General features: G+C 58.8%; 25 protein-coding genes. 14 read left to right on the top strand and 11 right to left on the bottom strand.

Annotated elements, in window-relative coordinates:
• Window positions 1-4 precede the first annotated feature (4 nt).
• Window positions 5-1447 (top strand): metalloprotease TldD, encoded by a 1443-nt coding sequence (gene tldD, locus AACW30_RS04695; RefSeq protein WP_145165191.1) that lies wholly within the window; start codon window positions 5-7, stop codon window positions 1445-1447.
• Between the two features lie 45 nt (window positions 1448-1492).
• Here the strand turns inward: tldD and yjgA are convergent, their stop codons facing one another.
• Window positions 1493-2014, bottom strand: coding sequence for a ribosome biogenesis factor YjgA (gene yjgA, locus AACW30_RS04700; RefSeq protein WP_083360139.1), 522 nt, complete (start codon window positions 2012-2014; stop codon window positions 1493-1495).
• Window positions 2015-2122: 108 nt separating this feature from the next.
• Between yjgA and pmbA the strand changes: the two genes are divergently transcribed.
• The 6 genes from pmbA (at window position 2123) to AACW30_RS04730 (ending at window position 7390) form a co-directional block, all read left to right on the top strand.
• Window positions 2123-3469: a metalloprotease PmbA gene (gene pmbA / locus AACW30_RS04705; protein WP_200624373.1), complete on the top strand. Its 1347-nt coding sequence runs from the start codon at window positions 2123-2125 to the stop codon at window positions 3467-3469.
• A gap of 146 nt (window positions 3470-3615) precedes the next feature.
• Window positions 3616-4011: a FagA protein gene (locus AACW30_RS04710; protein ID WP_119736607.1), complete on the top strand. Its 396-nt coding sequence runs from the start codon at window positions 3616-3618 to the stop codon at window positions 4009-4011.
• On the top strand, window positions 4004-5380 hold the full coding sequence (locus AACW30_RS04715; RefSeq protein ID WP_200624374.1) for a class II fumarate hydratase: 1377 nt from the start codon (window positions 4004-4006) through the stop codon (window positions 5378-5380). The genes AACW30_RS04710 and AACW30_RS04715 overlap by 8 nt, the downstream gene beginning before the upstream one ends.
• 27 nt (window positions 5381-5407) lie before the next feature.
• Window positions 5408-5851 carry a hypothetical protein gene (locus tag AACW30_RS04720; protein WP_124416444.1) on the top strand — a complete coding sequence of 148 codons (444 nt, stop codon included), beginning with the start codon at window positions 5408-5410 and terminating at the stop codon, window positions 5849-5851.
• A 1-nt stretch (window position 5852) separates the two neighbouring features.
• Window positions 5853-6464 carry a superoxide dismutase gene (locus AACW30_RS04725; protein ID WP_106578674.1) on the top strand — a complete coding sequence of 204 codons (612 nt, stop codon included), beginning with the start codon at window positions 5853-5855 and terminating at the stop codon, window positions 6462-6464.
• 32 nt (window positions 6465-6496) lie between these two features.
• Window positions 6497-7390: a ZIP family metal transporter gene (locus AACW30_RS04730; RefSeq protein WP_200624375.1), complete on the top strand. Its 894-nt coding sequence runs from the start codon at window positions 6497-6499 to the stop codon at window positions 7388-7390.
• 97 nt (window positions 7391-7487) lie between these two features.
• On the opposite strand, the gene AACW30_RS04735 is transcribed toward AACW30_RS04730, so the two are convergent.
• The 10 genes from AACW30_RS04735 to AACW30_RS04780 form a co-directional block, all read right to left on the bottom strand.
• A complete protein-coding gene (locus tag AACW30_RS04735; protein WP_106578676.1) occupies window positions 7488-7760 on the bottom strand; it encodes an HPr family phosphocarrier protein in 273 nt (90 codons plus the stop codon).
• Window positions 7761-7776: 16 nt separating this feature from the next.
• A complete protein-coding gene (rapZ, locus tag AACW30_RS04740; RefSeq protein WP_106578677.1) occupies window positions 7777-8634 on the bottom strand; it encodes an RNase adapter RapZ in 858 nt (285 codons plus the stop codon).
• Window positions 8635-8636: 2 nt separating this feature from the next.
• Window positions 8637-9101 carry a PTS IIA-like nitrogen regulatory protein PtsN gene (gene ptsN / locus AACW30_RS04745; RefSeq protein WP_058419319.1) on the bottom strand — a complete coding sequence of 155 codons (465 nt, stop codon included), beginning with the start codon at window positions 9099-9101 and terminating at the stop codon, window positions 8637-8639.
• A gap of 9 nt (window positions 9102-9110) precedes the next feature.
• Complete coding sequence (gene hpf, locus AACW30_RS04750; protein ID WP_106578678.1) at window positions 9111-9416, bottom strand: ribosome hibernation-promoting factor, HPF/YfiA family; 306 nt, start codon at window positions 9414-9416, stop codon at window positions 9111-9113.
• 75 nt (window positions 9417-9491) lie between these two features.
• On the bottom strand, window positions 9492-10985 hold the full coding sequence (locus AACW30_RS04755) for an RNA polymerase factor sigma-54 (RefSeq protein WP_106578679.1): 1494 nt from the start codon (window positions 10983-10985) through the stop codon (window positions 9492-9494).
• A gap of 184 nt (window positions 10986-11169) precedes the next feature.
• Window positions 11170-11895, bottom strand: a complete 726-nt coding sequence (lptB, locus tag AACW30_RS04760; protein WP_016974288.1) for an LPS export ABC transporter ATP-binding protein — start codon at window positions 11893-11895, stop codon at window positions 11170-11172.
• Window positions 11895-12470 carry a lipopolysaccharide transport periplasmic protein LptA gene (lptA, locus tag AACW30_RS04765; RefSeq protein ID WP_119736616.1) on the bottom strand — a complete coding sequence of 192 codons (576 nt, stop codon included), beginning with the start codon at window positions 12468-12470 and terminating at the stop codon, window positions 11895-11897. The genes lptB and lptA overlap by 1 nt, the downstream gene beginning before the upstream one ends.
• Window positions 12457-13029, bottom strand: a complete 573-nt coding sequence (gene lptC, locus AACW30_RS04770) for an LPS export ABC transporter periplasmic protein LptC (RefSeq protein ID WP_200624376.1) — start codon at window positions 13027-13029, stop codon at window positions 12457-12459. Before lptC ends, lptA begins: the two co-directional genes overlap by 14 nt.
• An 8-nt stretch (window positions 13030-13037) precedes the next feature.
• Window positions 13038-13562, bottom strand: coding sequence for a KdsC family phosphatase (locus AACW30_RS04775; RefSeq protein WP_106578682.1), 525 nt, complete (start codon window positions 13560-13562; stop codon window positions 13038-13040).
• The gene (locus tag AACW30_RS04780; RefSeq protein ID WP_106578683.1) at window positions 13563-14537 is read right to left on the bottom strand and encodes a KpsF/GutQ family sugar-phosphate isomerase; all 975 of its coding nucleotides are present in this window, start codon (window positions 14535-14537) and stop codon (window positions 13563-13565) included. It abuts the gene before it with no gap.
• 320 nt (window positions 14538-14857) lie between these two features.
• Here AACW30_RS04780 and AACW30_RS04785 point away from each other — a divergent pair, with 320 nt between their 5' ends.
• The 7 genes from AACW30_RS04785 (at window position 14858) to murA (ending at window position 19538) form a co-directional block, all read left to right on the top strand.
• Window positions 14858-15667, top strand: a complete 810-nt coding sequence (locus AACW30_RS04785) for an ATP-binding cassette domain-containing protein (RefSeq protein WP_200624377.1) — start codon at window positions 14858-14860, stop codon at window positions 15665-15667.
• Window positions 15667-16464, top strand: coding sequence for a lipid asymmetry maintenance ABC transporter permease subunit MlaE (gene mlaE / locus AACW30_RS04790; RefSeq protein WP_106578684.1), 798 nt, complete (start codon window positions 15667-15669; stop codon window positions 16462-16464). The genes AACW30_RS04785 and mlaE overlap by 1 nt, the downstream gene beginning before the upstream one ends.
• Entirely contained in the window at window positions 16464-16931 is a 468-nt protein-coding gene (gene mlaD, locus AACW30_RS04795) for an outer membrane lipid asymmetry maintenance protein MlaD (protein WP_005784855.1), read from the top strand. The genes mlaE and mlaD overlap by 1 nt, the downstream gene beginning before the upstream one ends.
• Window positions 16932-16942: 11 nt before the next feature.
• Entirely contained in the window at window positions 16943-17593 is a 651-nt protein-coding gene (locus AACW30_RS04800; RefSeq protein WP_119736621.1) for an MlaC/ttg2D family ABC transporter substrate-binding protein, read from the top strand.
• The gene (locus AACW30_RS04805; RefSeq protein WP_106578686.1) at window positions 17590-17895 is read left to right on the top strand and encodes an STAS domain-containing protein; all 306 of its coding nucleotides are present in this window, start codon (window positions 17590-17592) and stop codon (window positions 17893-17895) included. The genes AACW30_RS04800 and AACW30_RS04805 overlap by 4 nt, the downstream gene beginning before the upstream one ends.
• Window positions 17896-18009: 114 nt before the next feature.
• The gene (locus tag AACW30_RS04810) at window positions 18010-18249 is read left to right on the top strand and encodes a BolA family protein (RefSeq protein ID WP_008434291.1); all 240 of its coding nucleotides are present in this window, start codon (window positions 18010-18012) and stop codon (window positions 18247-18249) included.
• A 23-nt stretch (window positions 18250-18272) separates the two neighbouring features.
• Window positions 18273-19538, top strand: coding sequence for a UDP-N-acetylglucosamine 1-carboxyvinyltransferase (gene murA, locus AACW30_RS04815; RefSeq protein ID WP_106578687.1), 1266 nt, complete (start codon window positions 18273-18275; stop codon window positions 19536-19538).
• Window positions 19539-19690: the final 152 nt, after the last annotated feature.

The following is a 19690-nucleotide window of genomic DNA, read 5'->3' on the forward strand; positions in this document are numbered from 1 at the left end:
ACCTATGAGCGAGTTGTTGTCCTCAGTCAGTGAACACCTCCTGGCACCCGGTGGCGTGACCATCGAAAGCTTGCAAACCGTGCTCGGCGACCTGGCCGGGCCAGGCATCGACGCGGCGGACCTGTATTTCCAAGGGCAGATTTCCGAGTCATGGGCCCTCGAAGACGGCATCGTCAAAGAAGGCAGTTTCAACCTTGACCAGGGCGTGGGCGTGCGTGCGCAATCCGGTGAAAAGACCGGGTTTGCCTACAGTAATGCCATCACTCTTGAAGCACTGGGTCTGGCGGCACGCGCAGCGCGCTCGATTTCCCGCGCGGGCCAGAACGGCACGGTGCAGGCGTTCAGTACTCAGGACGTGGCACAGTTGTACGCGCCGGATAACCCTCTGGAAGTGATCAGTCGTGCGGAAAAGGTCGATTTGCTCAAGCGTATCGATGCCGCAACCCGTGCCCTCGACCCGCGCATACAGCAAGTGACCGTGAGCATGGCCGGTGTGTGGGAACGCATTCTGGTGGCGTCCACCGATGGTGGGCTGGCGGCGGATGTACGGCCGCTGGTACGGTTCAATGTCAGTGTGATCGTCGAGCAGAATGGTCGTCGCGAGCGCGGTGGCCATGGCGGCGGCGGGCGTACCGACTACCGGTATTTCCTTTCCGATGACCGCGCCATGGGCTACGCCCGCGAGGCGCTGCGCCAGGCGCTGGTTAACCTGGAAGCCATTCCCGCACCGGCCGGTACCTTGCCGGTGGTATTGGGTTCGGGTTGGTCCGGGGTTTTGCTGCACGAAGCAGTGGGCCACGGCCTGGAAGGTGACTTCAACCGCAAGGGCAGTTCGGCCTACAGTGGGCGCATGGGCGAGATGGTCGCGTCCAAGTTGTGCACTATCGTCGACGACGGCACCTTGGCGGGTCGCCGTGGTTCGTTGAGCGTTGACGACGAAGGCACGCCGACCGAGTGCACCACGCTGATTGAAAACGGTGTGCTCAAGGGCTACATGCAGGACAAACTCAATGCGCGCCTGATGGGCGTGGCGCGCACCGGTAACGGTCGTCGCGAGTCCTACGCGCACTTGCCGATGCCACGTATGACCAACACCTACATGCTCGGTGGTCAAAGCGATCCGGCGGAAATCATCGCCTCGGTCAAGCGCGGGATCTACTGCGCCAATCTCGGCGGCGGCCAGGTGGATATCACCAGCGGCAAGTTTGTGTTCTCCACCAGCGAGGCGTACCTGATCGAAGACGGCAAGATTACCGCGCCGGTCAAAGGGGCGACGTTGATTGGTAACGGGCCGGAAGCCATGAGCAAGGTGTCGATGGTCGGTAACGACCTGTCGCTGGACAGCGGCGTGGGCACGTGCGGCAAGGATGGGCAGTCGGTGCCGGTCGGCGTTGGCCAGCCAACGTTGAAGATTGATGCGATCACCGTGGGTGGCACGGGGTCGTAAGCGGTGGAGCTTCGGGTGGCGCAGAACGCCACCCGGGGAAGAGGATCAGCGCAGGCCGCGTTGAGTCTCGTCCAGCTCACGGATGTACTTGAAAATTTTACGGCTGGTGGCCGGAGCCTTGTTTTGCGCCAGTTCGTGCTGGGCCTGACGGATCAGGGAGCGCAGTTGCTGGCGGTCCGCGTCCGGGTAGTCCACCACAAATTTCTCCAGTACAGCGTCATCGCCCGAAATCAGGCGGTCACGCCAACGTTCCAGGTTATGGAAGCGTTCGTTGTACTGGCGAGTGGAGGCATCGAGTTGATCGAGCAAAGTCAAAATGGCGTCGGTGTCCTGATCGCGCATCAATTTGCCGATAAACATGATGTGCCGTTTACGCGCGATATTCGCGGTGTGCTTCGGCGCATCCGCCAGGGCCCGGCGCATTTCGTCGGTCAGTGGCAGTTTTGCAACCAAATCCGGCTTGAGCGTTGTAAGGCGCTCGCCAAGGTCAACCAGAGCATGCAGCTCGCGTTTGACCTGGGTTTTGCTTTTCTCCCCATCGAGGGAGTCGTCGTAAGAATCAACCATGGTGGCAGTCCGCAAAGAAACGCCGCCATGATAACCAGTCGGGGGCCGCTTGTCCGGCCCGGTCGCTCGATGGCCTTAACCGAAAGCAGAATTTGAGTGGAGAAAACCATGAGTGCAGCCCAAAGCGTCGGTCCGCAAGCGTTACCGGCACTGCAGGAACAAGTCGAGCAGATCCTTGCCGAAGCCAAGCGCCAGGGTGCCAGTGCCTGTGAAGTGGCCGTCTCGCTGGAGCAGGGGCTGTCGACGTCGGTGCGCCAGCGGGAAGTGGAAACTGTCGAATTCAATCGTGATCAGGGTTTTGGTATCACCTTGTATTCGGGGCAGCGCAAAGGCTCGGCGAGTACGTCAGCCAGCGGGCCGGAAGCGATACGCGAAACTGTCGCTGCTGCATTGGCGATTGCCAAGCACACGTCCGAAGATGAAAGCTCGGGCTTGGCCGACAAAGCGCTTATGGCCAAGGACTTGAAGGATTTTGATCTCTTTCACGCCTGGAACATCACGCCTGAGCAGGCTATCGAGCAAGCGCTGATCTGCGAAGCCGCGGCATTTGATGCCGATCCCCGTATCAAGAATGCTGATGGCACCACCCTCAGCACCCATCAGGGTTGCCGTGTTTACGGTAACAGCCACGGTTTTATCGGCGGTTACGCCTCCACTCGCCATAGCTTGAGCTGCGTGATGATCGCCGAAGCCGATGGCCAGATGCAGCGTGATTATTGGTACGACGTGAGCCGCCAGGGTGAATTGCTGGCGAACCCGGTCAGTATTGGTCAGCGCGCTGCACAGCGCGCGGCGAGCCGTTTGGGCGCGCGTCCGGTGCCGACATGTGAAGTGCCGGTGCTGTTCTCGGCCGAACTTGCCGGCGGCCTGTTTGGCAGCTTCCTGGGGGCGATTTCCGGTGGGAACCTGTACCGCAAGTCCTCGTTCCTCGAGGGTGCAATCGGCCAGAAGTTGTTCCCTGAGTGGCTGACCATCGATGAGCGTCCTCATCTGATGCGTGCCATGGGCAGTTCCGCCTTTGACGGTGACGGCCTGGCGACCTATGCCAAGCCGTTCGTCGAGAAGGGCGAGCTGGTCTCGTACGTGTTGGGCACTTACGCCGGTCGCAAGCTGGGTCTGCCGAGCACGGCCAACTCGGGAGGCGTGCACAACCTGTTCGTGACCCATGGCGATGAAGACCAGGCTGCGCTGCTGCGTCGCATGGGCCGCGGCCTGCTGGTGACTGAATTGATGGGCAGTGGCCTGAATATGGTGACAGGTGACTATTCCCGCGGCGCCGCCGGTTTCTGGGTGGAAAACGGCGAGATTCAGTTCGCTGTCCAGGAAGTGACTATCGCCGGCAACATGCGCGACATGTTCAAGCAGATCGTTGCCGTCGGTAACGATTTGGAGTTGCGCAGCAATATTCGCACGGGGTCGGTGTTGATCGAGCGGATGACCGTCGCCGGCAGCTAAACACTCAACGTCTCAAATAAAGGCGCGCCATCCTACAGATGGCGCGCCTTTTTTATGCTCGCGTCACGGCTGAATTTACGTGCCACCCTTGTTTTGATTCTCAATATCATTTAATAATAAATATCATTACCGAATGAGTGTGGATCATGAGTTCTGTCCTGCATGAGGATCCGTACCTGGAAAGCTGGCGCTGGATGAGTCGTCAGATTCGCTGCGGCCTCGATCCCAATGAACCTCGCCTGATCGAACATTACCTCAATGAGGGTCGATACCTGGCGTGCTGCACCGCGACCCATCCGTGGACGATCGCTGAAACCTCATTCCGTTTGTTGATCGACACCGCCAGCGATGTCGCCTTGCCCTGGCATTGGCGATCCATGTGCCTGGACCAGGCGTGGCGCCCGCTGCGTGACCTGGAAAAACTCTCTCACTGTGCCTGCCGCCTCAAGCGCTGGCAGACCTTTGCCTGGCAATTGGCGACCTGCGAATTGCTGCCCTCCCTTTCCGTTTCTGACCTGGTGCAAGGATCTTCCGATGAGTAACACCCGTATCGAACGCGACAGCATGGGCGAACTGCAAGTGCCTGCCGGGGCCTTGTATGGCGCGCAAACCCAGCGCGCGGTGAACAACTTCCCGATCAGCAACCTGCGTATGCCAGCGCAATTCATTCGCGCCCTGATTCTGGCCAAGGCCGCCGCGGCCAAGGTCAACGTCGACCTCAAACAGATCAGCGAAGGGCAAGGCAAAGCCATCGTCGATGCCGCCCAGGGTTTGCTGGAAGGTGATTACATGCCGCACTTTCCGGTGGATATCTTCCAGACCGGTTCCGGCACCAGCTCCAACATGAACGCCAACGAAGTGATCGCGACCCTCGCCAGCCGTTTGCTGGGCGAGGCGGTCAACCCCAATGACCACGTGAACTGCGGCCAAAGCAGCAACGACATCATCCCCACCACCATTCACGTCAGCGCCGCATTGGTGCTGCACGAGCAAACGCTGCCGGCCTTGCTGCACTTGGTGCAGGTGATCGAACGCAAGGCCGAGGAGGTCCACCCGTTCATCAAAACCGGACGCACCCACTTGATGGACGCCATGCCGGTGCGTATGAGCCAAGTGCTCAACGGCTGGGCACAACAACTCAAAGCCAATATCGGTCACCTGCAGGACTTGCTGCCGAGCTTGCAAGCCCTGGCTCAGGGCGGCACGGCGGTCGGCACCGGGATCAACGCACACCCGGAATTCGCTGCGCGTTTCAGCCAGCAACTGAGCACTCTGACCGGCGTGAAATTCACACCGGGCAAGAACCTGTTCGCGTTGATTGGCTCGCAGGACACCGCCGTGGCCGTCTCCGGCCAGTTGAAAACCACCGCCGTTTCGCTGATGAAAATTGCCAACGACTTGCGCTGGATGAACTCCGGACCGCTCGCAGGCCTGGGAGAAATCGAACTGGAAGGCTTGCAGCCGGGCTCTTCGATCATGCCTGGCAAGGTCAATCCGGTGATCCCCGAAGCGACTGCCATGGTTGCTGCGCAAGTCATCGGCAATGACACCGTGATCACTGTTGCGGGCCAGTCCGGCAACTTTGAACTCAACGTGATGCTGCCGATCATTGCCCAAAACCTGCTCAGCAGCCTCGAACTGCTGGCTAATTCCAGCCGATTGCTGGCGGACAAGGCCATCGCCAGCTTCAAAGTCAACGAGGCCAAGCTCAAGGAAGCGCTGTCGCGCAACCCGATCCTGGTCACGGCCCTCAACCCGATCATTGGTTACCAAAAAGCCGCTGAAATTGCCAAGAAGGCCTACCAGCAAGGCCGCCCGGTAATGGATGTCGCCCTTGAGCACACCGACTTGTCACGTAGCCAACTCGAGATCCTGCTGGATCCTGAAAAGCTCACGGCCGGCGGCGTGTAATCACCGACTCTGCTTTGGAGGCTCACCATGGAGCACTGGAAACGCACGATCGAACGAGCCAATCGCTGCTTTATGCAGGGCGAATTGGTTGACGCTCGCGAGGCTTATTTGCAAGCCCTGGCCTTGGCTCAAGTGTTATTCGAGCGCTGGGCGGATGCCGACGAAGCAGTGGCGGCTTGCGTCATCTCCCACCACAACCTGGCGGACTTGCACCTGCGCCTGAACCAGCCCGAGGAGAGCGCGGAATACCTGTGCGCTATCCACCAACGCCTGTTGCAGACCATGCAGGACTCGCGCCTGAGCCCGCAATTGCGCGAGGCGGCGCTGCGCCAGAGCAGCAAGACCTACGTCGAACTGTTGAACTTCATCAGTGATCACGGCGAATACCCGCGGACCCATCGCTTGCTGGGTGGCACTGCGGCTCAACCGCAAGCGTCGACCCGCAACAGTCCCTACTACGGAGCACATTGATATGTCCTACACCTTGCCTGCTTTGCCCTACGCCTATGATGCCCTGGAGCCGCATATCGATGCGCAGACCATGGAAATCCACTACACCAAGCATCACCAGACCTACATCAACAACCTGAATGCAGCGGTCGAGGGCACCGAGTTTGCGGGCTGGCCGGTTGAAAAGCTGGTCTCGAGCGTCCAGCAACTGCCGGAAAAACTTCGCGCCGCGGTGATCAACCAAGGTGGCGGTCACGCTAACCATTCGTTGTTCTGGGCGGTGATGTCGCCCAAAGGCGGCGGCAAACCCGAGGGCGCACTAGGCACAGCGATCGAGACCCAACTGGGCGGCTTCGACAGTTTCAAGGAAGCGTTCACCAAGGCGGCCTTGACCCGATTCGGCAGCGGCTGGGCCTGGTTGAGCGTCACGCCACAAAAGACTCTGGTGGTCGAGAGCAGCGGCAACCAGGACAGCCCACTGATGAACGGCAACACGCCGATCCTCGGCCTGGACGTCTGGGAGCACGCCTACTACTTGCTCTACCAGAACCGCCGCCCGGAATACATCAACGCCTTCTACAGCGTCATCAACTGGCCGGAAGTCGCCGCACGCTACCAGGCCGCCTTGGCCTGATATTCATCCAATAACAAGATCTAAGGCCGACTATGGGCACTGAAACACTGGCGATCAGCAGCGGACGAATGTTTCGCTATGCGTTTGGTTCGCTGCTGCTATTGGCAGGTACTGCATTGCTGGTGGCCCACGGGCTGGCCTGGCTGGATCTGGAACCGCGCATCCTGCGTGCCTTGCAGGGCGGGGCAATCTGCGCGCTTGGCACGGCACTGGGCGCAGTCCCGGTGCTGGTGATTCGTCGGATGCCGGTGGCGCTCAGCGATACCTTGCTGGGATTTGGCGCCGGTGTGATGTTGGCGGCGACGGCCTTTTCGCTGATCGTGCCGGGTATTGCGGCCGCTGAAGGTCTTGGTTTATCGCCTTGGGGAGCCAGTGGTTTGATCAGCTTCGGCATCATGCTCGGTGCGTTCGGGTTGTACCTGGTTGACCGCAAGGTCTCCGGCGCCAGCCCGGAAATGCTGGTGGGCACGCCGGACAGGCCGGTGATTCCACCGCGCATTTGGTTGTTCGTGTTTGCCATCATTGCCCACAACATTCCGGAGGGCATGGCCGTAGGTGTTTCCGCGGGTGGCGGCATGCCGGATGCCGACAGCCTGGCCATGGGCATCGCCCTGCAGGATGTTCCGGAAGGTCTAGTGATTGCACTGGTCTTGGCCGGGGCAGGGATGTCGCGGACCAAAGCGTTCCTGATCGGCGCTGCGTCAGGGTTGGTCGAACCGGTCTTTGCGGTGCTCTGCGCCTGGCTGGTGAGCCTGGCGGAAATTTTGTTGCCGCTGGGGCTCGCGCTGGCAGCTGGGGCGATGTTGCTCGTGGTGACGCACGAAGTGATTCCCGAATCGCGCCGCAATGGTCACGAAAAGCTTGCCAGCCTGGGGCTGTGCATCGGGTTCTGTTTGATGATGGTGATGGATACTGCTCTGGGATAAACCTCAGCCCACTATCACAGGCCAGGCTTGGTGACGGTCGCCCGGTGAAGGTAAGGCTTGAGGGCGTCCTGCCAACAAGCCGAGTGCCTAGACGCGGTTATTCGCCTTCGTCAAAGAAGTTATTGATCAGCTTTACCAGAGCGTCCATCGCTTCCTGTTCTTGCTCACCCTCAGTCTTTAAGTGAATCCTGGTGCCCTTGCCGGCAGCCAGCATCATCATGGCCATGATGCTCTTGCCGTCGACCATGGATTCGGGCGTGCGCCCAGCCCGGATCTGACAGGGGAACTGCCCGGCCACACCGACGAATTTGGCGGAAGCGCGAGCGTGCAGGCCCAGCTTGTTGATGATTTCGATTTCCAAAGCGGGCATCGCGCAGGTGTTCCTTTCAGCTAAGGTCGCGGTGGCGAACCTGGACGTTCTTGAGGGTTTGTTGCAGCACCTGGCCCAGGCGTTCAGTCAGGTAGACAGAACGATGATGGCCGCCGGTGCAGCCGATGGCGATAGTGACATAGGCACGATTACTCGCGGCAAAACGTGGCAACCATTTAAGCAGGTAGCTGGAAATGTCCTGGAACATCTCTTCGACATCCGGTTGCGCAGCCAGGTACTCGGCCACCGGCTGATCCAGCCCGGACTGATCACGCAGCTCCGGCTTCCAGTAAGGGTTGGGCAGGCAGCGAACGTCGAACACCAGGTCGGCATCGACCGGCATGCCTCGTTTGAAGCCAAACGACTCGACGAGAAATGCCGTGCCAGGCTCTGGTTGATTCAGCAGGCGTAGCTTGATGGCGTCGCGCAGCTGATACAAGTTCAGGCCGGTGGTGTTGATCTTGAGATCGGCGAGGTCGATGATCGGTCCCAGCAGCGTGGTCTCGTCCTCAATGGCCTCGGCCAGCGAGCGGTGAGGGCTGCTCAGAGGATGGCGTCGACGGGTTTCAGAGAAGCGCTTGAGCAGCGTCTCTTCGTCGGCATCCAGGTACAGCACGTCGCAATTGATGTGCTTGGCCCGCACTTCTTCGAGCAATTCAGGAAAGCGCGAGAGGTGGCTGGGCAGATTACGGGCATCAATTGAAACGGCAACCAACGGCTGCGCCAACTCAGTATGAATCAGCGCACGCTCGGCCAATTCCGGCAGCAGGCCGGCGGGCAGGTTGTCGATGCAATAGAAGCCGTTGTCTTCAAGGACATTGAGTGCGGTGCTTTTACCCGAGCCGGAGCGGCCGCTGACGATGATCAAACGCATGATTACTGCCTGTTTTGTTCATCCAGGACAACCTGATAGAGCGCCTCGTTGCTGCTGGCACTGCGCAGTTTGTCGCGTACTTCCTTGCGGTCGAGCATGCTGGCGATCTGCCGGAGCAGCTCCAGGTGTGCATCGGTGGCGGCCTGCGGGACCAGCAGCACGAACAGCAGGTCAACCGGGGCGCCGTCGATGGCATCAAAATCGATTTTTTCTTGCAGGTGTAAAAGTGCACTTACGGGCGAAGTACAGCCTTCAAGGCGGCAGTGAGGAATGGCGATGCCGTTACCAAAACCGGTCGAACCCAGCTTTTCACGGTCAATCAGAGCCTTGAACACAACTTGCTCATCCAGCTCAGGCACTTCACGGCTGATCAGGTTAGCGATGTGTTCGAGGGCTTTCTTCTTGCTGCCGCCCGGCGCGTTCACGAGTGAACGGCCGGGGGTCAGGATGGTTTCAAGTTGGATCATGGGGGAGAGTTAACGACCTGTACCTTGCATCAGGTGCAGATACTTTTCCTTATGCTTTATGAGTTGGCGGTCCAGCTTGTCGTAGAGCGAGTCAATCGCTGCGTACATGTCTTCATGCTCCGCATTGGCGACTAGCTTCGCATTCGGTACGTGCAGGGTGGCCTCGATTTTTTGCTTGAGCTTGTCGACCTCCATGATGACCTGCACGTTGGTGATCTTGTCAAAATGCCCCGCAAGCTTGTTCAGCTTGCTCTCGGTGTACTCACGCAGGGGCTTGGTAACTTCTAGTTGGTGTCCACTGATGTTGACTTGCATACAGCTTCTCCTTCGTTGCCAGTGCATAAAGCGGCGGGTAGGAATACCCGCCACTGGAACGCTATGGCCCGCCCGTCACATCAAACGCTTACGCTCGCTGGAAGGCGCGATCCCGAGGGACTCGCGGTACTTGGCGACGGTTCGACGGGCGACCTGAATGCCTTGTGCCTCCAGTAAACCAGCGATCTTGCTGTCACTCAACGGCTTTTTCTGATTTTCCGCAGCAACCAGTTTTTTGATGATCGCGCGGATCGCCGTGGACGAGCATTCGCCGCCTTCGGAGGTACTGACATGGCTGGAGAAAAAGTATTTCAACTCATAAATACCCCGTGGGGTATGCATGAACTTCTGCGTGGTCACCCGGGAAATCGTTGATTCGTGCATGCCTACCGCCTCGGCGATGTCATGCAGCACCAACGGTTTCATTGCCTCGTCGCCATATTCCAGGAAGCCGCGCTGGTGCTCGACGATCTGGGTGGCCACTTTCATCAGGGTTTCGTTGCGGCTTTGCAGGCTCTTGATGAACCAGCGCGCTTCCTGCAACTGGTTGCGCATGAAGGTGTTGTCGGCACTGGTGTCGGCGCGGCGCACAAAGCCTGCGTATTGTGGGTTGACGCGCAAACGTGGCACCGATTCCTGGTTAAGCTCCACCAGCCAGCGTTCGTTGTCCTTGCGCACGATCACGTCGGGAACGACGTATTCGGCTTCGCTGGACTCGATTTGCGAGCCGGGGCGCGGATTGAGGCTCTGTACCAGCTCGATGACCTGGCGCAGGTCGTCTTCCTTGAGCTTCATGCGGCGCATCAACTGGCTGTAGTCGCGGCTGCCCAGCAGGTCGATGTAGTCGGTGACCAGGCGCTGGGCCTCGGCGAGCCAAGGTGTCTTGGCGGGCAGTTGACGCAATTGCAGCAGCAGGCACTCGCTGAGGGTGCGGGCGCCAATGCCGGCGGGCTCAAACTGTTGAATGCGGTGAAGGACGGCTTCGATTTCGTCCAGCTCGATGTCCAGTTCCGGGTCGAAGGCCTCGAGAATTTCATCAAGGGTTTCGTCCAGGTAGCCCTGGTTATTAATGCAGTCGATCAGGGTGACAGCGATCAGGCGATCGGTGTCGGACATCGGCGCGAGGTTAAGTTGCCACAACAAATGGCTTTGCAGGCTTTCGCCAGCGGACGTGCGGGTGGTGAAATCCCATTCGTCATCGTCATTGCTGGGCAGGCTGCTGGCGCTGGTCTGGTAAACGTCTTCCCACGCGGTATCCACGGGGAGGTCGTTGGGAATGCGTTCGTTCCATTCGCCTTCCTCAAGGTTATCCACCGTTGGGGCGGTTTCCTGGTAGGAGGGTTCCTGCACGTCGGAGTTGGGTTTTTGCTCGATGTTGTCGGCCAGCGGGTCTGCATTATCGAAGTCGTCGCCTTCTTCCTGGCGTTCGAGCATCGGATTGGACTCCAGGGCCTCCTGGATTTCCTGTTGCAGGTCCAGGGTCGACAATTGGAGCAGGCGGATGGCCTGTTGCAGCTGCGGTGTCATCGTCAGCTGCTGGCCCATTCTCAGGACTAGCGATGGTTTCATGGCAGGGGCTTAACACCTTATTCGCCGGCGCAATGCGCCATCCACGACAGGGCGCGTGAGCGCCAAACATAAGCAAATTATATGCCTGATGTCGGGGGCTTTGCCTAGAGCGCGGTAACAATAAAAAAACGAGGTTTTTATTGACTCCCGCGCGCCTTGGCGAACAGCCGTGACACCACGATGCTTACAGGCGGAACTCGTGGCCCAGGTACACTTCCTTGACCAGTTCGTTAGCCAGGATGGTGGCGGAATCGCCTTCGGCGATCAGTTGGCCATCGTTGACGATATAAGCCGTCTCACAGATATCGAGGGTTTCACGGACGTTGTGGTCAGTGATCAACACGCCGATGCCCTTGGCTTTGAGGTGATGGATGATCTGTTTGATGTCGCCGACCGAGATCGGGTCAACGCCGGCAAACGGTTCGTCCAGCAGGATGAACTTCGGTGCGGTTGCCAGTGCACGTGCGATTTCCACGCGACGGCGCTCACCACCGGACAGGCTCATGCCGAGGTTGTCGCGAATGTGGTTGATGTGGAATTCCTGAAGCAGGCTTTCCAGCTCCTTGCGGCGGCCGTCACGGTCGAGTTCCTTGCGGGTCTCGAGGATCGCCATGATGTTGTCCGACACCGACAGTTTGCGAAAGATCGACGCCTCCTGGGGGAGATAGCCGATACCTGCGCGTGCGCGACCGTGCATTGGCTGGTGACTCACGTCGAGGTCGTCGATCAATACACGGCCCTGATCCGCCTGGACCAGCCCGACGATCATATAGAAGCATGTGGTTTTGCCGGCACCGTTAGGGCCGAGCAGGCCGACGATCTGGCCACTGTCGATCGACAGGCTGACGTCGCGCACGACCTGACGGCTTTTGTAAGCCTTGGCCAGATGCTGGGCTTTGAGGGTTGCCATTAGTTTGCCTTCTTCGCAGCGGGTTTAGCCGCAGGCTGAGCGGCAGCGTCTTTCTGCTTGGGCTGGATAACCATGTCGATACGCGGCTTCGGCGTGCCGATCTTCGCGCCGGTGGCACGACCAGCCTGAGCGATCTGCTTCACGGTGTCATAGGTGATTTTCTCACCGTCCGTGGTATTGCCGTCGCTGCTCACAACCCTGGCCTGATCGATCAGGATGATACGGTTCTGCTGGGCGTGATACTGGATGGTCTTGCCGTAGCCCTTCATCGGAGCAGGATCTGCAGCAGCCTGCTTCTGTTCGAAATAGGCCAGGTTACCCACCGAAGTCACCACGTCGATGTCACCCGCAGGCGTACGCGTGAGCGTCACCGTGTTGCCGGTAATCTTCATCGAACCTTGGGTGATGATCACGGCGCCGGTGTAGGTTGCAACGCCTTGCTTGTCATCCAGCTGTGCATCGTCAGCCTGAATGTGGATCGGTTGCTGGCTATCGTTCGGCAGAGCCCAGGCGCTCACGCTTCCCAGTGCTGCGCCCAGACCGAGCAAAATAGGGAGGGTTTTAACGAGCCTCATACTGTCCTCTTACGTTCGATAGCAGGTGTATCCTGCTTTCTTTCAAATACGCTTTCATTCCCTTGCCAGTCGATACACCGCCAGCGCCGTCGATTCTAACGTCTTGCTCGGTCTGCGCATATTGCTGTTGTGGGAAAACGGTCATGCGACTGCTGGTAATAATAGTGTCGCGGTTCTTATCGTCAGTACGTGCAACACGTACCGAGTCGATCAGTTCTACCTGAGTGCCGTCCGGGTTGACTTCGCCATGCTTGCTGGTGACATGCCAAGGGAACTCAGTGCCGCGGTACAAGTTCATGTCCGGGTTGGTCAGCAACGTGACTTCGGACGACTTCAAGTGCTCGACTTTGTCCGAGGTCATTTCATACTGAACCTTGCCATCCGGCAGGAACTGTACGCTGTAGGCGTTGGTTGCGTAATAGTCGATAGCGCCTGTGTCAACCTGCCCGACAGGCTTGTCGAGAAAGCGTTCGGGGCTGATATTCCAGTAGCCTACCGCCAGAAACAGCGCGGCGATGATCCCGAACAGCAGGAAATTGCGAATCTTTTTGCTCAGCATAAAACGCTCTATAAGTAGGCGGCATGTGCCGCTTCAAGGCTGCCCTGGGCACGCAGGATCAATTCACAGAACTCGCGGGCGGCACCTTCGCCGCCACGGGCCGTGGTGATGCCATGGGCGTGCTCGCGAACAAAGGTCGCCGCATTGGCAACGGCCATGCCCAGACCTACGCGGCGGATAACCGGGAGGTCGGGCAGGTCATCGCCCAAGTAGGCGACCTGCTCATAGCTTAGGTTGAGTTGGCCAAGAAGCTCGTCCAGAACCACCAGTTTATCCTCACGGCCCTGATACAGGTGAGGAATACCCAGGTTTTGTGCACGGCGTTCCACAACCGGTGTTTTTCGACCGCTGATAATCGCAGTTTGCACGCCCGCGGCCATCAACATTTTGATGCCTTGGCCGTCGAGGGTGTTGAACGTCTTGAATTCACTGCCATCTTCGAGGAAGTACAGGCGGCCGTCGGTCAGCACGCCATCGACGTCGAAAATCGCCAGTTTGATGTGTTTACCGCGTTGCAGCAGGTCGCTGGTCATTTACATCACTCCCGCACGCAGCAAGTCGTGCATGTTCAGGGCGCCAACCGGGTGATCGTCGCCGTCGACGACTACCAGCGCAAGAATCTTGTGGTCTTCCATGATCTTCAACGCTTCGGCCGCGAGCATTTCCGGGCGTGCGGTCTTGCCGTGAGGGGTCATGACTTCATCGATCGTCGCCGTTTGAATGTCGAGATTGCGGTCCAGCGTACGGCGCAGGTCACCGTCAGTGAAAACGCCGGCCAGACGCCCGTCGGACTCCAGAATGACAGTCATGCCCAGGCGTTTGAGGGTCATTTCCATCAGCGCGTCCTTTAGCAGGGTGCCGCGCTGGACGTGGGGCAGTTCATCGCCCGAATGCATGACGTTTTCCACTTTCAGCAGCAAGCGACGGCCGAGAGCGCCGCCTGGATGCGAAAACGCGAAATCTTCAGCGGTAAAGCCGCGGGCTTCCAAGAGCGCCACGGCCAAGGCATCGCCCATCACCAGGGCAGCGGTAGTCGAGGACGTCGGCGCCAGGTTCAGCGGGCAGGCCTCGTGGGCGACGTGAACATTCAAGTTCACTTCCGCGGCCTTGGCCAGCGTCGAATCCGGGTTGCCGGTAATGCTGACCATCTTGATGCCCAGGCGCTTGATCAGCGGCAGCAGGGTCACGATTTCGTTGGTGGTGCCGGAGTTCGACAATGCCAGGATGATGTCATCCTTGGTGATCATGCCCATGTCGCCGTGGCTGGCTTCGGCCGGGTGTACGAAAAAAGCCGTGGTTCCGGTGCTGGCCAACGTAGCGGCAATCTTGTTGCCGACGTGGCCTGACTTGCCCATGCCAACCACGACAACGCGGCCTTTGCTGGCCAGAATCATCTCGCAGGCACGTACGAAATCCGCGTCGATATGGGCCAGCAAGCCTTCTACGGCTTCTAGCTCGAGACGGATGGTGCGTTGTGCGGATTGAATAAGGTCGCTGGATTGGCTCATGTCTGAAATCGTATAGCCTGACGAAAAGTCGGCGATTATAGCGGTAATGATCAATTCCCTCACGCAAGTTCGTCAGGGTTTATTCTGCTTGAGCAAGAGAATCATGCCCGGCAGGGTTTTTTTCCCTGTCCCCAATCTGAACGAGCGCTGTTCCGGCCTTGGGGGCTCTGTACCAGCAGTGATATAGTTCGCCGCCAGTTCGGTCCGCCCAACCCATGTGACTAAATAATGCGCACCCGTTGCAAACTATTGCGCGACCATTGCAAACGAATGTCGCAAACATGGTGTCTGAGTGAAAGGCTGCATCCCAAGGAGATTAGATGAGTGCCGATAACGCCTACGCGGTCGAGCTGAAGGGCCTTACCTTCAAGCGCGGGACGCGCAGCATCTTCAATAACGTCGATATTCGCATTCCCCGCGGTAAAGTCACGGGCATCATGGGGCCTTCCGGTTGCGGCAAGACCACCCTGTTGCGCCTGATGGGTATGCAATTGCGCCCTAGCGCCGGCGAAGTGTGGGTCAACGGCCAGAACCTGCCGACGCTGTCGCGCAGCGATCTGTTCGATGCCCGCAAGCATATGGGCGTGCTGTTCCAGAGCGGCGCCTTGTTCACCGACCTCGATGTTTTCGAAAACGTGGCGTTTCCGCTGCGGGTGCATACCGAGCTGTCCGATGAAATGATTCGTGACATCGTGTTGCTGAAACTGCAGGCCGTTGGCCTTCGCGGCGCCATTGACCTGATGCCTGATGAATTGTCCGGCGGCATGAAGCGCCGTGTCGCTTTGGCGCGTGCCATTGCTCTCGATCCGCAGATCCTCATGTATGACGAGCCCTTCGTCGGTCAGGACCCCATCGCCATGGGCGTGCTGGTGCGGTTGATCCGCCTGCTCAACGATGCGCTCGGCATCACCAGTATCGTGGTGTCCCACGACCTGGCTGAAACCGCGAGCATCGCCGACTACCTTTATGTAGTAGGCGATGGTCAGGTGCTGGGACAAGGCACGCCTGAAGAGTTGATGAACGCTGACAACCCGCGCATTCGCCAATTCATGACCGGCGATCCCGATGGCCCGGTGCCTTTTCATTTTCCGGCAGCGGACTACCGCTCAGATCTTCTGGGGAAGCGCTGATGCGCAAGACATCTCTCATCGAAAAGGTTCGCCTTTTCGGTCGCTCGGGCATCGACATGGTCGAAGTGCTTGGGCGTTCGACGATTTTCCTGTTTCACGCGTTGCTCGGTCGCGGCGGCATTGGTGGCGGCTTTGGTCTGCTGCTCAAACAACTGCACTCCGTCGGCGTGATGTCCCTGGTCATCATCGTGGTTTCCGGGATTTTCATCGGCATGGTGCTGGCGTTGCAGGGGTTCAACATTCTCTCCAGCTACGGCTCGGAGCAGGCAGTGGGGCAGATGGTCGCCCTGACGCTGTTGCGTGAACTGGGCCCGGTGGTCACCGCCTTGCTGTTTGCCGGGCGCGCAGGTTCTGCGCTGACTGCCGAGATCGGTAACATGAAGTCCACCGAGCAGTTGTCCAGCCTGGAAATGATCGGCGTGGACCCGCTCAAGTACATCGTTGCCCCGCGCCTGTGGGCCGGCTTCATTTCCCTGCCACTGCTGGCGATGATTTTCAGCGTGGTAGGCATCTGGGGCGGTTCGTGGGTGGCGGTTGACTGGTTGGGCGTCTATGACGGCTCGTACTGGGGCAACATGCAAAACAGCGTGACCTTCAGCGGCGACGTGCTCAATGGCATCATCAAAAGCATCGTTTTCGCCTTTGTAGTGACCTGGATCGCCGTATTCCAAGGCTATGACTGTGAGCCCACTTCAGAGGGGATCAGTCGCGCCACCACCAAGACCGTTGTGTACGCCTCGCTGGCGGTACTGGGCCTTGACTTCATTTTGACCGCCTTGATGTTTGGAGATTTCTGATGCAAAACCGCACTGTGGAAATCGGTGTCGGCCTTTTCTTGCTGGCTGGCATCCTGGCTTTACTGTTGCTGGCCCTGCGAGTCAGTGGCCTTTCGGCCAGCCCGACCGCCGATACTTATAAACTTTACGCTTACTTCGACAATATCGCCGGTTTGACTGTCAGAGCTAAAGTGACCATGGCCGGTGTGACCATCGGCAAGGTCACGGCAATCGATCTGGATCGCGACAGCTTCACCGGGCGAGTAACCATGCAGGTAGACAAGAAGGTAGATAATCTGCCGACTGACTCCACTGCATCTATTCTCACTGCGGGTCTGCTGGGCGAGAAGTACATCGGCGTCAGCGTGGGCGGGGAAACAGCCCTGCTCAAGGATGGTTCGACAATCCACGACACACAGTCGTCGCTGGTGCTTGAAGACTTGATCGGTAAATTCCTGCTCAATACGGTCAATAAAGACGCCAAATGAGGAATCTGTTCATGATCTCTACCTTGCGACGTGGCCTGCTGGTGCTGCTTGCAGCGCTGCCCTTGATGGCCAACGCGGCGGGTTCTGCGCACGATCTGGTGCAGGACACGACCAACAAAATGTTGGCTGACCTGACTGCCAACAAAGAGCAGTACAAGCAAGACCCAAGCAAGTTCTACGATGCGCTCAACACCATTGTCGGGCCAGTGGTTGATGCCGAAGGCATTTCCCGCAGCATCATGACGGTCAAGTATTCGCGCAAGGCAACGCCTGCGCAGATGCAGACCTTCCAGGAAAACTTCAAAAAGGGCCTGTTCCAGTTCTACGGTAATGCCCTGCTGGAATACAACAACCAGGGGATTACCGTTGCTCCGGCCGGGGATGAGTCAGGTGACCGCACCAGCGTCAACATGACCGTCAAAGGCACCAACGGCGCCGTCTACCCTGTGCAGTACACGCTGGAGAAGGTCAAAGGCGAGTGGAAACTGCGCAACGTGATCATCAACGGCATCAACATTGGCAAGCTGTTCCGCGATCAGTTCGCTGACGCCATGCAGCGCAATGGCAACGACCTGGACAAAACCATCAATGGTTGGGCCGGTGAAGTCGCCAAGGCCAAGGAAGAAACCGACAAACAAGCTGCCGGGAAGCCTGCGCAATGACCGAGTCGGCTGTTCGGCTTGGCGACGCTGGCGAGTTATTTCTGAGCGGCGTGCTCGATTACCGCTCCGGGCCTGACCTGCGCAAGCAGGGCCAGGCGCTGATCAACAGCAGCAACGCGCCTGCGCTGGTGCTGGACTGCTCGGCAGTGACCAAGTCCAGCAGCGTCGGTTTGTCATTGTTGCTGTGCTTCATGCGTGATGCCGAGGCGGTCAAAAAGCCGGTCAGCATCCGTGCGTTGCCTGAGGACATGCGCGAAATTGCCGAAGTTTCCGGTCTGACCGAGCTTCTGGCGCATCCTTAATAGCCAATATCAAGGAAGCCCCCCGTCAGAGTCCTGCTATGCGGGGTTCGCAGGCGCGGGGCTTTTTTGTATGATGTGCGACCCGTGCGCACTGGGCGCCGATAGAGGTTGAGCATGCAGGCCCTAGAAGTTAAAAGCTTCCTTGAAGGAAAGCTGCCCGAAACGAACGTAGAAGTTGAAGGCGAAGGCTGCAATTTCCAGCTGAACGTGATTAGCGATGAACTGGCGGCATTGAGCCCGGTCAAGCGTCAACAGCAGATCTATGCCCATTTAAACCCGTGGATCACCGATGGCAGCATCCACGCGGTCACTATGAAATTTTTCAGCCGCGCGGCCTGGGCCGAGCGCACCTGAGCCCCCAAGGCGTCGAGATTCTTATGGATAAATTGATTATTACCGGCGGTGCCCGCCTTGATGGCGAGATCCGCATTTCCGGTGCGAAAAACTCTGCCTTGCCGATTCTGGCAGCGACCCTGCTGTGCGATGGCCCGGTGACTGTGGCCAACCTGCCGCACTTGCACGACATCACCACCATGATCGAGCTGTTCGGTCGCATGGGCATTGAGCCTGTGATCGACGAGAAACTGTCCGTCGAAATCGACCCGCGCACCATCAAGACTCTGATCGCTCCGTACGAGCTGGTGAAAACCATGCGCGCATCGATCCTGGTGCTGGGCCCTATGGTTGCCCGTTTCGGTGAGGCCGAAGTGGCACTGCCTGGCGGTTGCGCCATCGGTTCGCGTCCGGTCGACCTGCACATCCGTGGCCTTGAGGCCATGGGCGCAACCATCGACGTCGAAGGCGGCTACATCAAGGCCAAGGCGCCGGAAGGCGGCCTGCGTGGTGCCAACTTCTTCTTTGATACCGTCAGCGTGACCGGTACCGAGAACATCATGATGGCCGCAGCCCTGGCCAACGGCCGCAGCGTCCTGCAAAACGCCGCGCGCGAGCCGGAAGTAGTCGACCTGGCCAACTTCCTGATCGCCATGGGTGCCAACATCACCGGCGCCGGCACTGACACCATCACCATCGACGGTGTTAAGCGTCTGCACTCGGCCACTTATAAAGTGATGCCGGACCGTATCGAGACCGGCACCTACCTGGTGGCTGCCGCCGTTACGGGTGGCCGCGTCAAGGTCAAGGACACCGATCCGACCATCCTTGAAGCCGTCCTGGAAAAACTCAAGGAAGCCGGTGCTGAAATCACCACCGGTGCCGACTGGATCGAGCTGAACATGCACGGCAAGCGGCCAAAAGCCGTCAACGTGCGGACCGCTCCTTACCCGGCGTTCCCGACCGACATGCAAGCGCAGTTCATTTCCTTGAACGCGATTGCCGAAGGCACCGGTGCCGTGATCGAAACCATTTTCGAAAACCGCTTCATGCACGTGTATGAACTTCACCGCATGGGCGCCAAGATTCAGGTCGAAGGCAACACCGCCATCGTCACCGGTATCGACAAGCTCAAGGGCGCGCCAGTGATGGCTACCGACCTGCGCGCGTCGGCCAGCCTGGTCATCTCGGCACTGTGCGCTGACGGCGACACGCTGATCGACCGCATCTACCACATAGACCGTGGTTACGAGTGCATCGAAGAGAAACTGCAGATGCTCGGCGCCAAGATCCGCCGCGTGCCGGGCTAGTCGCAGTAGCGGTAAACACCGTCACTGTGGCGAACGGGCTTGTCGAGTCGTCGTACCGGCCGCGTAGCGCCCTCCAAGACGGGACTGCTATGCAGTCCAGCGTTGGACAAGCCCGCTCGCCACGGGATGGTGTTTTGCTGTTAACTGAGTGT

Source organism: Pseudomonas sp. MF6747, from assembly GCF_963890955.1.
Taxonomy (GTDB): domain Bacteria; phylum Pseudomonadota; class Gammaproteobacteria; order Pseudomonadales; family Pseudomonadaceae; genus Aquipseudomonas.

Coding starts and splice junctions, on each gene's coding strand:
- tldD (WP_145165191.1), top strand. CDS start 5: ATGAGCGAGTTGTTGTCCTCAGTCAGTGAACACCTCCTGGCACCCGGT.
- yjgA (WP_083360139.1), bottom strand. CDS start 2,014: ATGGTTGATTCTTACGACGACTCCCTCGATGGGGAGAAAAGCAAAACC.
- pmbA (WP_200624373.1), top strand. CDS start 2,123: ATGAGTGCAGCCCAAAGCGTCGGTCCGCAAGCGTTACCGGCACTGCAG.
- AACW30_RS04710 (WP_119736607.1), top strand. CDS start 3,616: ATGAGTTCTGTCCTGCATGAGGATCCGTACCTGGAAAGCTGGCGCTGG.
- AACW30_RS04715 (WP_200624374.1), top strand. CDS start 4,004: ATGAGTAACACCCGTATCGAACGCGACAGCATGGGCGAACTGCAAGTG.
- AACW30_RS04720 (WP_124416444.1), top strand. CDS start 5,408: ATGGAGCACTGGAAACGCACGATCGAACGAGCCAATCGCTGCTTTATG.
- AACW30_RS04725 (WP_106578674.1), top strand. CDS start 5,853: ATGTCCTACACCTTGCCTGCTTTGCCCTACGCCTATGATGCCCTGGAG.
- AACW30_RS04730 (WP_200624375.1), top strand. CDS start 6,497: ATGGGCACTGAAACACTGGCGATCAGCAGCGGACGAATGTTTCGCTAT.
- AACW30_RS04735 (WP_106578676.1), bottom strand. CDS start 7,760: ATGCCCGCTTTGGAAATCGAAATCATCAACAAGCTGGGCCTGCACGCT.
- rapZ (WP_106578677.1), bottom strand. CDS start 8,634: ATGCGTTTGATCATCGTCAGCGGCCGCTCCGGCTCGGGTAAAAGCACC.
- ptsN (WP_058419319.1), bottom strand. CDS start 9,101: ATGATCCAACTTGAAACCATCCTGACCCCCGGCCGTTCACTCGTGAAC.
- hpf (WP_106578678.1), bottom strand. CDS start 9,416: ATGCAAGTCAACATCAGTGGACACCAACTAGAAGTTACCAAGCCCCTG.
- AACW30_RS04755 (WP_106578679.1), bottom strand. CDS start 10,985: ATGAAACCATCGCTAGTCCTGAGAATGGGCCAGCAGCTGACGATGACA.
- lptB (WP_016974288.1), bottom strand. CDS start 11,895: ATGGCAACCCTCAAAGCCCAGCATCTGGCCAAGGCTTACAAAAGCCGT.
- lptA (WP_119736616.1), bottom strand. CDS start 12,470: ATGAGGCTCGTTAAAACCCTCCCTATTTTGCTCGGTCTGGGCGCAGCA.
- lptC (WP_200624376.1), bottom strand. CDS start 13,029: ATGCTGAGCAAAAAGATTCGCAATTTCCTGCTGTTCGGGATCATCGCC.
- AACW30_RS04775 (WP_106578682.1), bottom strand. CDS start 13,562: ATGACCAGCGACCTGCTGCAACGCGGTAAACACATCAAACTGGCGATT.
- AACW30_RS04780 (WP_106578683.1), bottom strand. CDS start 14,537: ATGAGCCAATCCAGCGACCTTATTCAATCCGCACAACGCACCATCCGT.
- AACW30_RS04785 (WP_200624377.1), top strand. CDS start 14,858: ATGAGTGCCGATAACGCCTACGCGGTCGAGCTGAAGGGCCTTACCTTC.
- mlaE (WP_106578684.1), top strand. CDS start 15,667: ATGCGCAAGACATCTCTCATCGAAAAGGTTCGCCTTTTCGGTCGCTCG.
- mlaD (WP_005784855.1), top strand. CDS start 16,464: ATGCAAAACCGCACTGTGGAAATCGGTGTCGGCCTTTTCTTGCTGGCT.
- AACW30_RS04800 (WP_119736621.1), top strand. CDS start 16,943: ATGATCTCTACCTTGCGACGTGGCCTGCTGGTGCTGCTTGCAGCGCTG.
- AACW30_RS04805 (WP_106578686.1), top strand. CDS start 17,590: ATGACCGAGTCGGCTGTTCGGCTTGGCGACGCTGGCGAGTTATTTCTG.
- AACW30_RS04810 (WP_008434291.1), top strand. CDS start 18,010: ATGCAGGCCCTAGAAGTTAAAAGCTTCCTTGAAGGAAAGCTGCCCGAA.
- murA (WP_106578687.1), top strand. CDS start 18,273: ATGGATAAATTGATTATTACCGGCGGTGCCCGCCTTGATGGCGAGATC.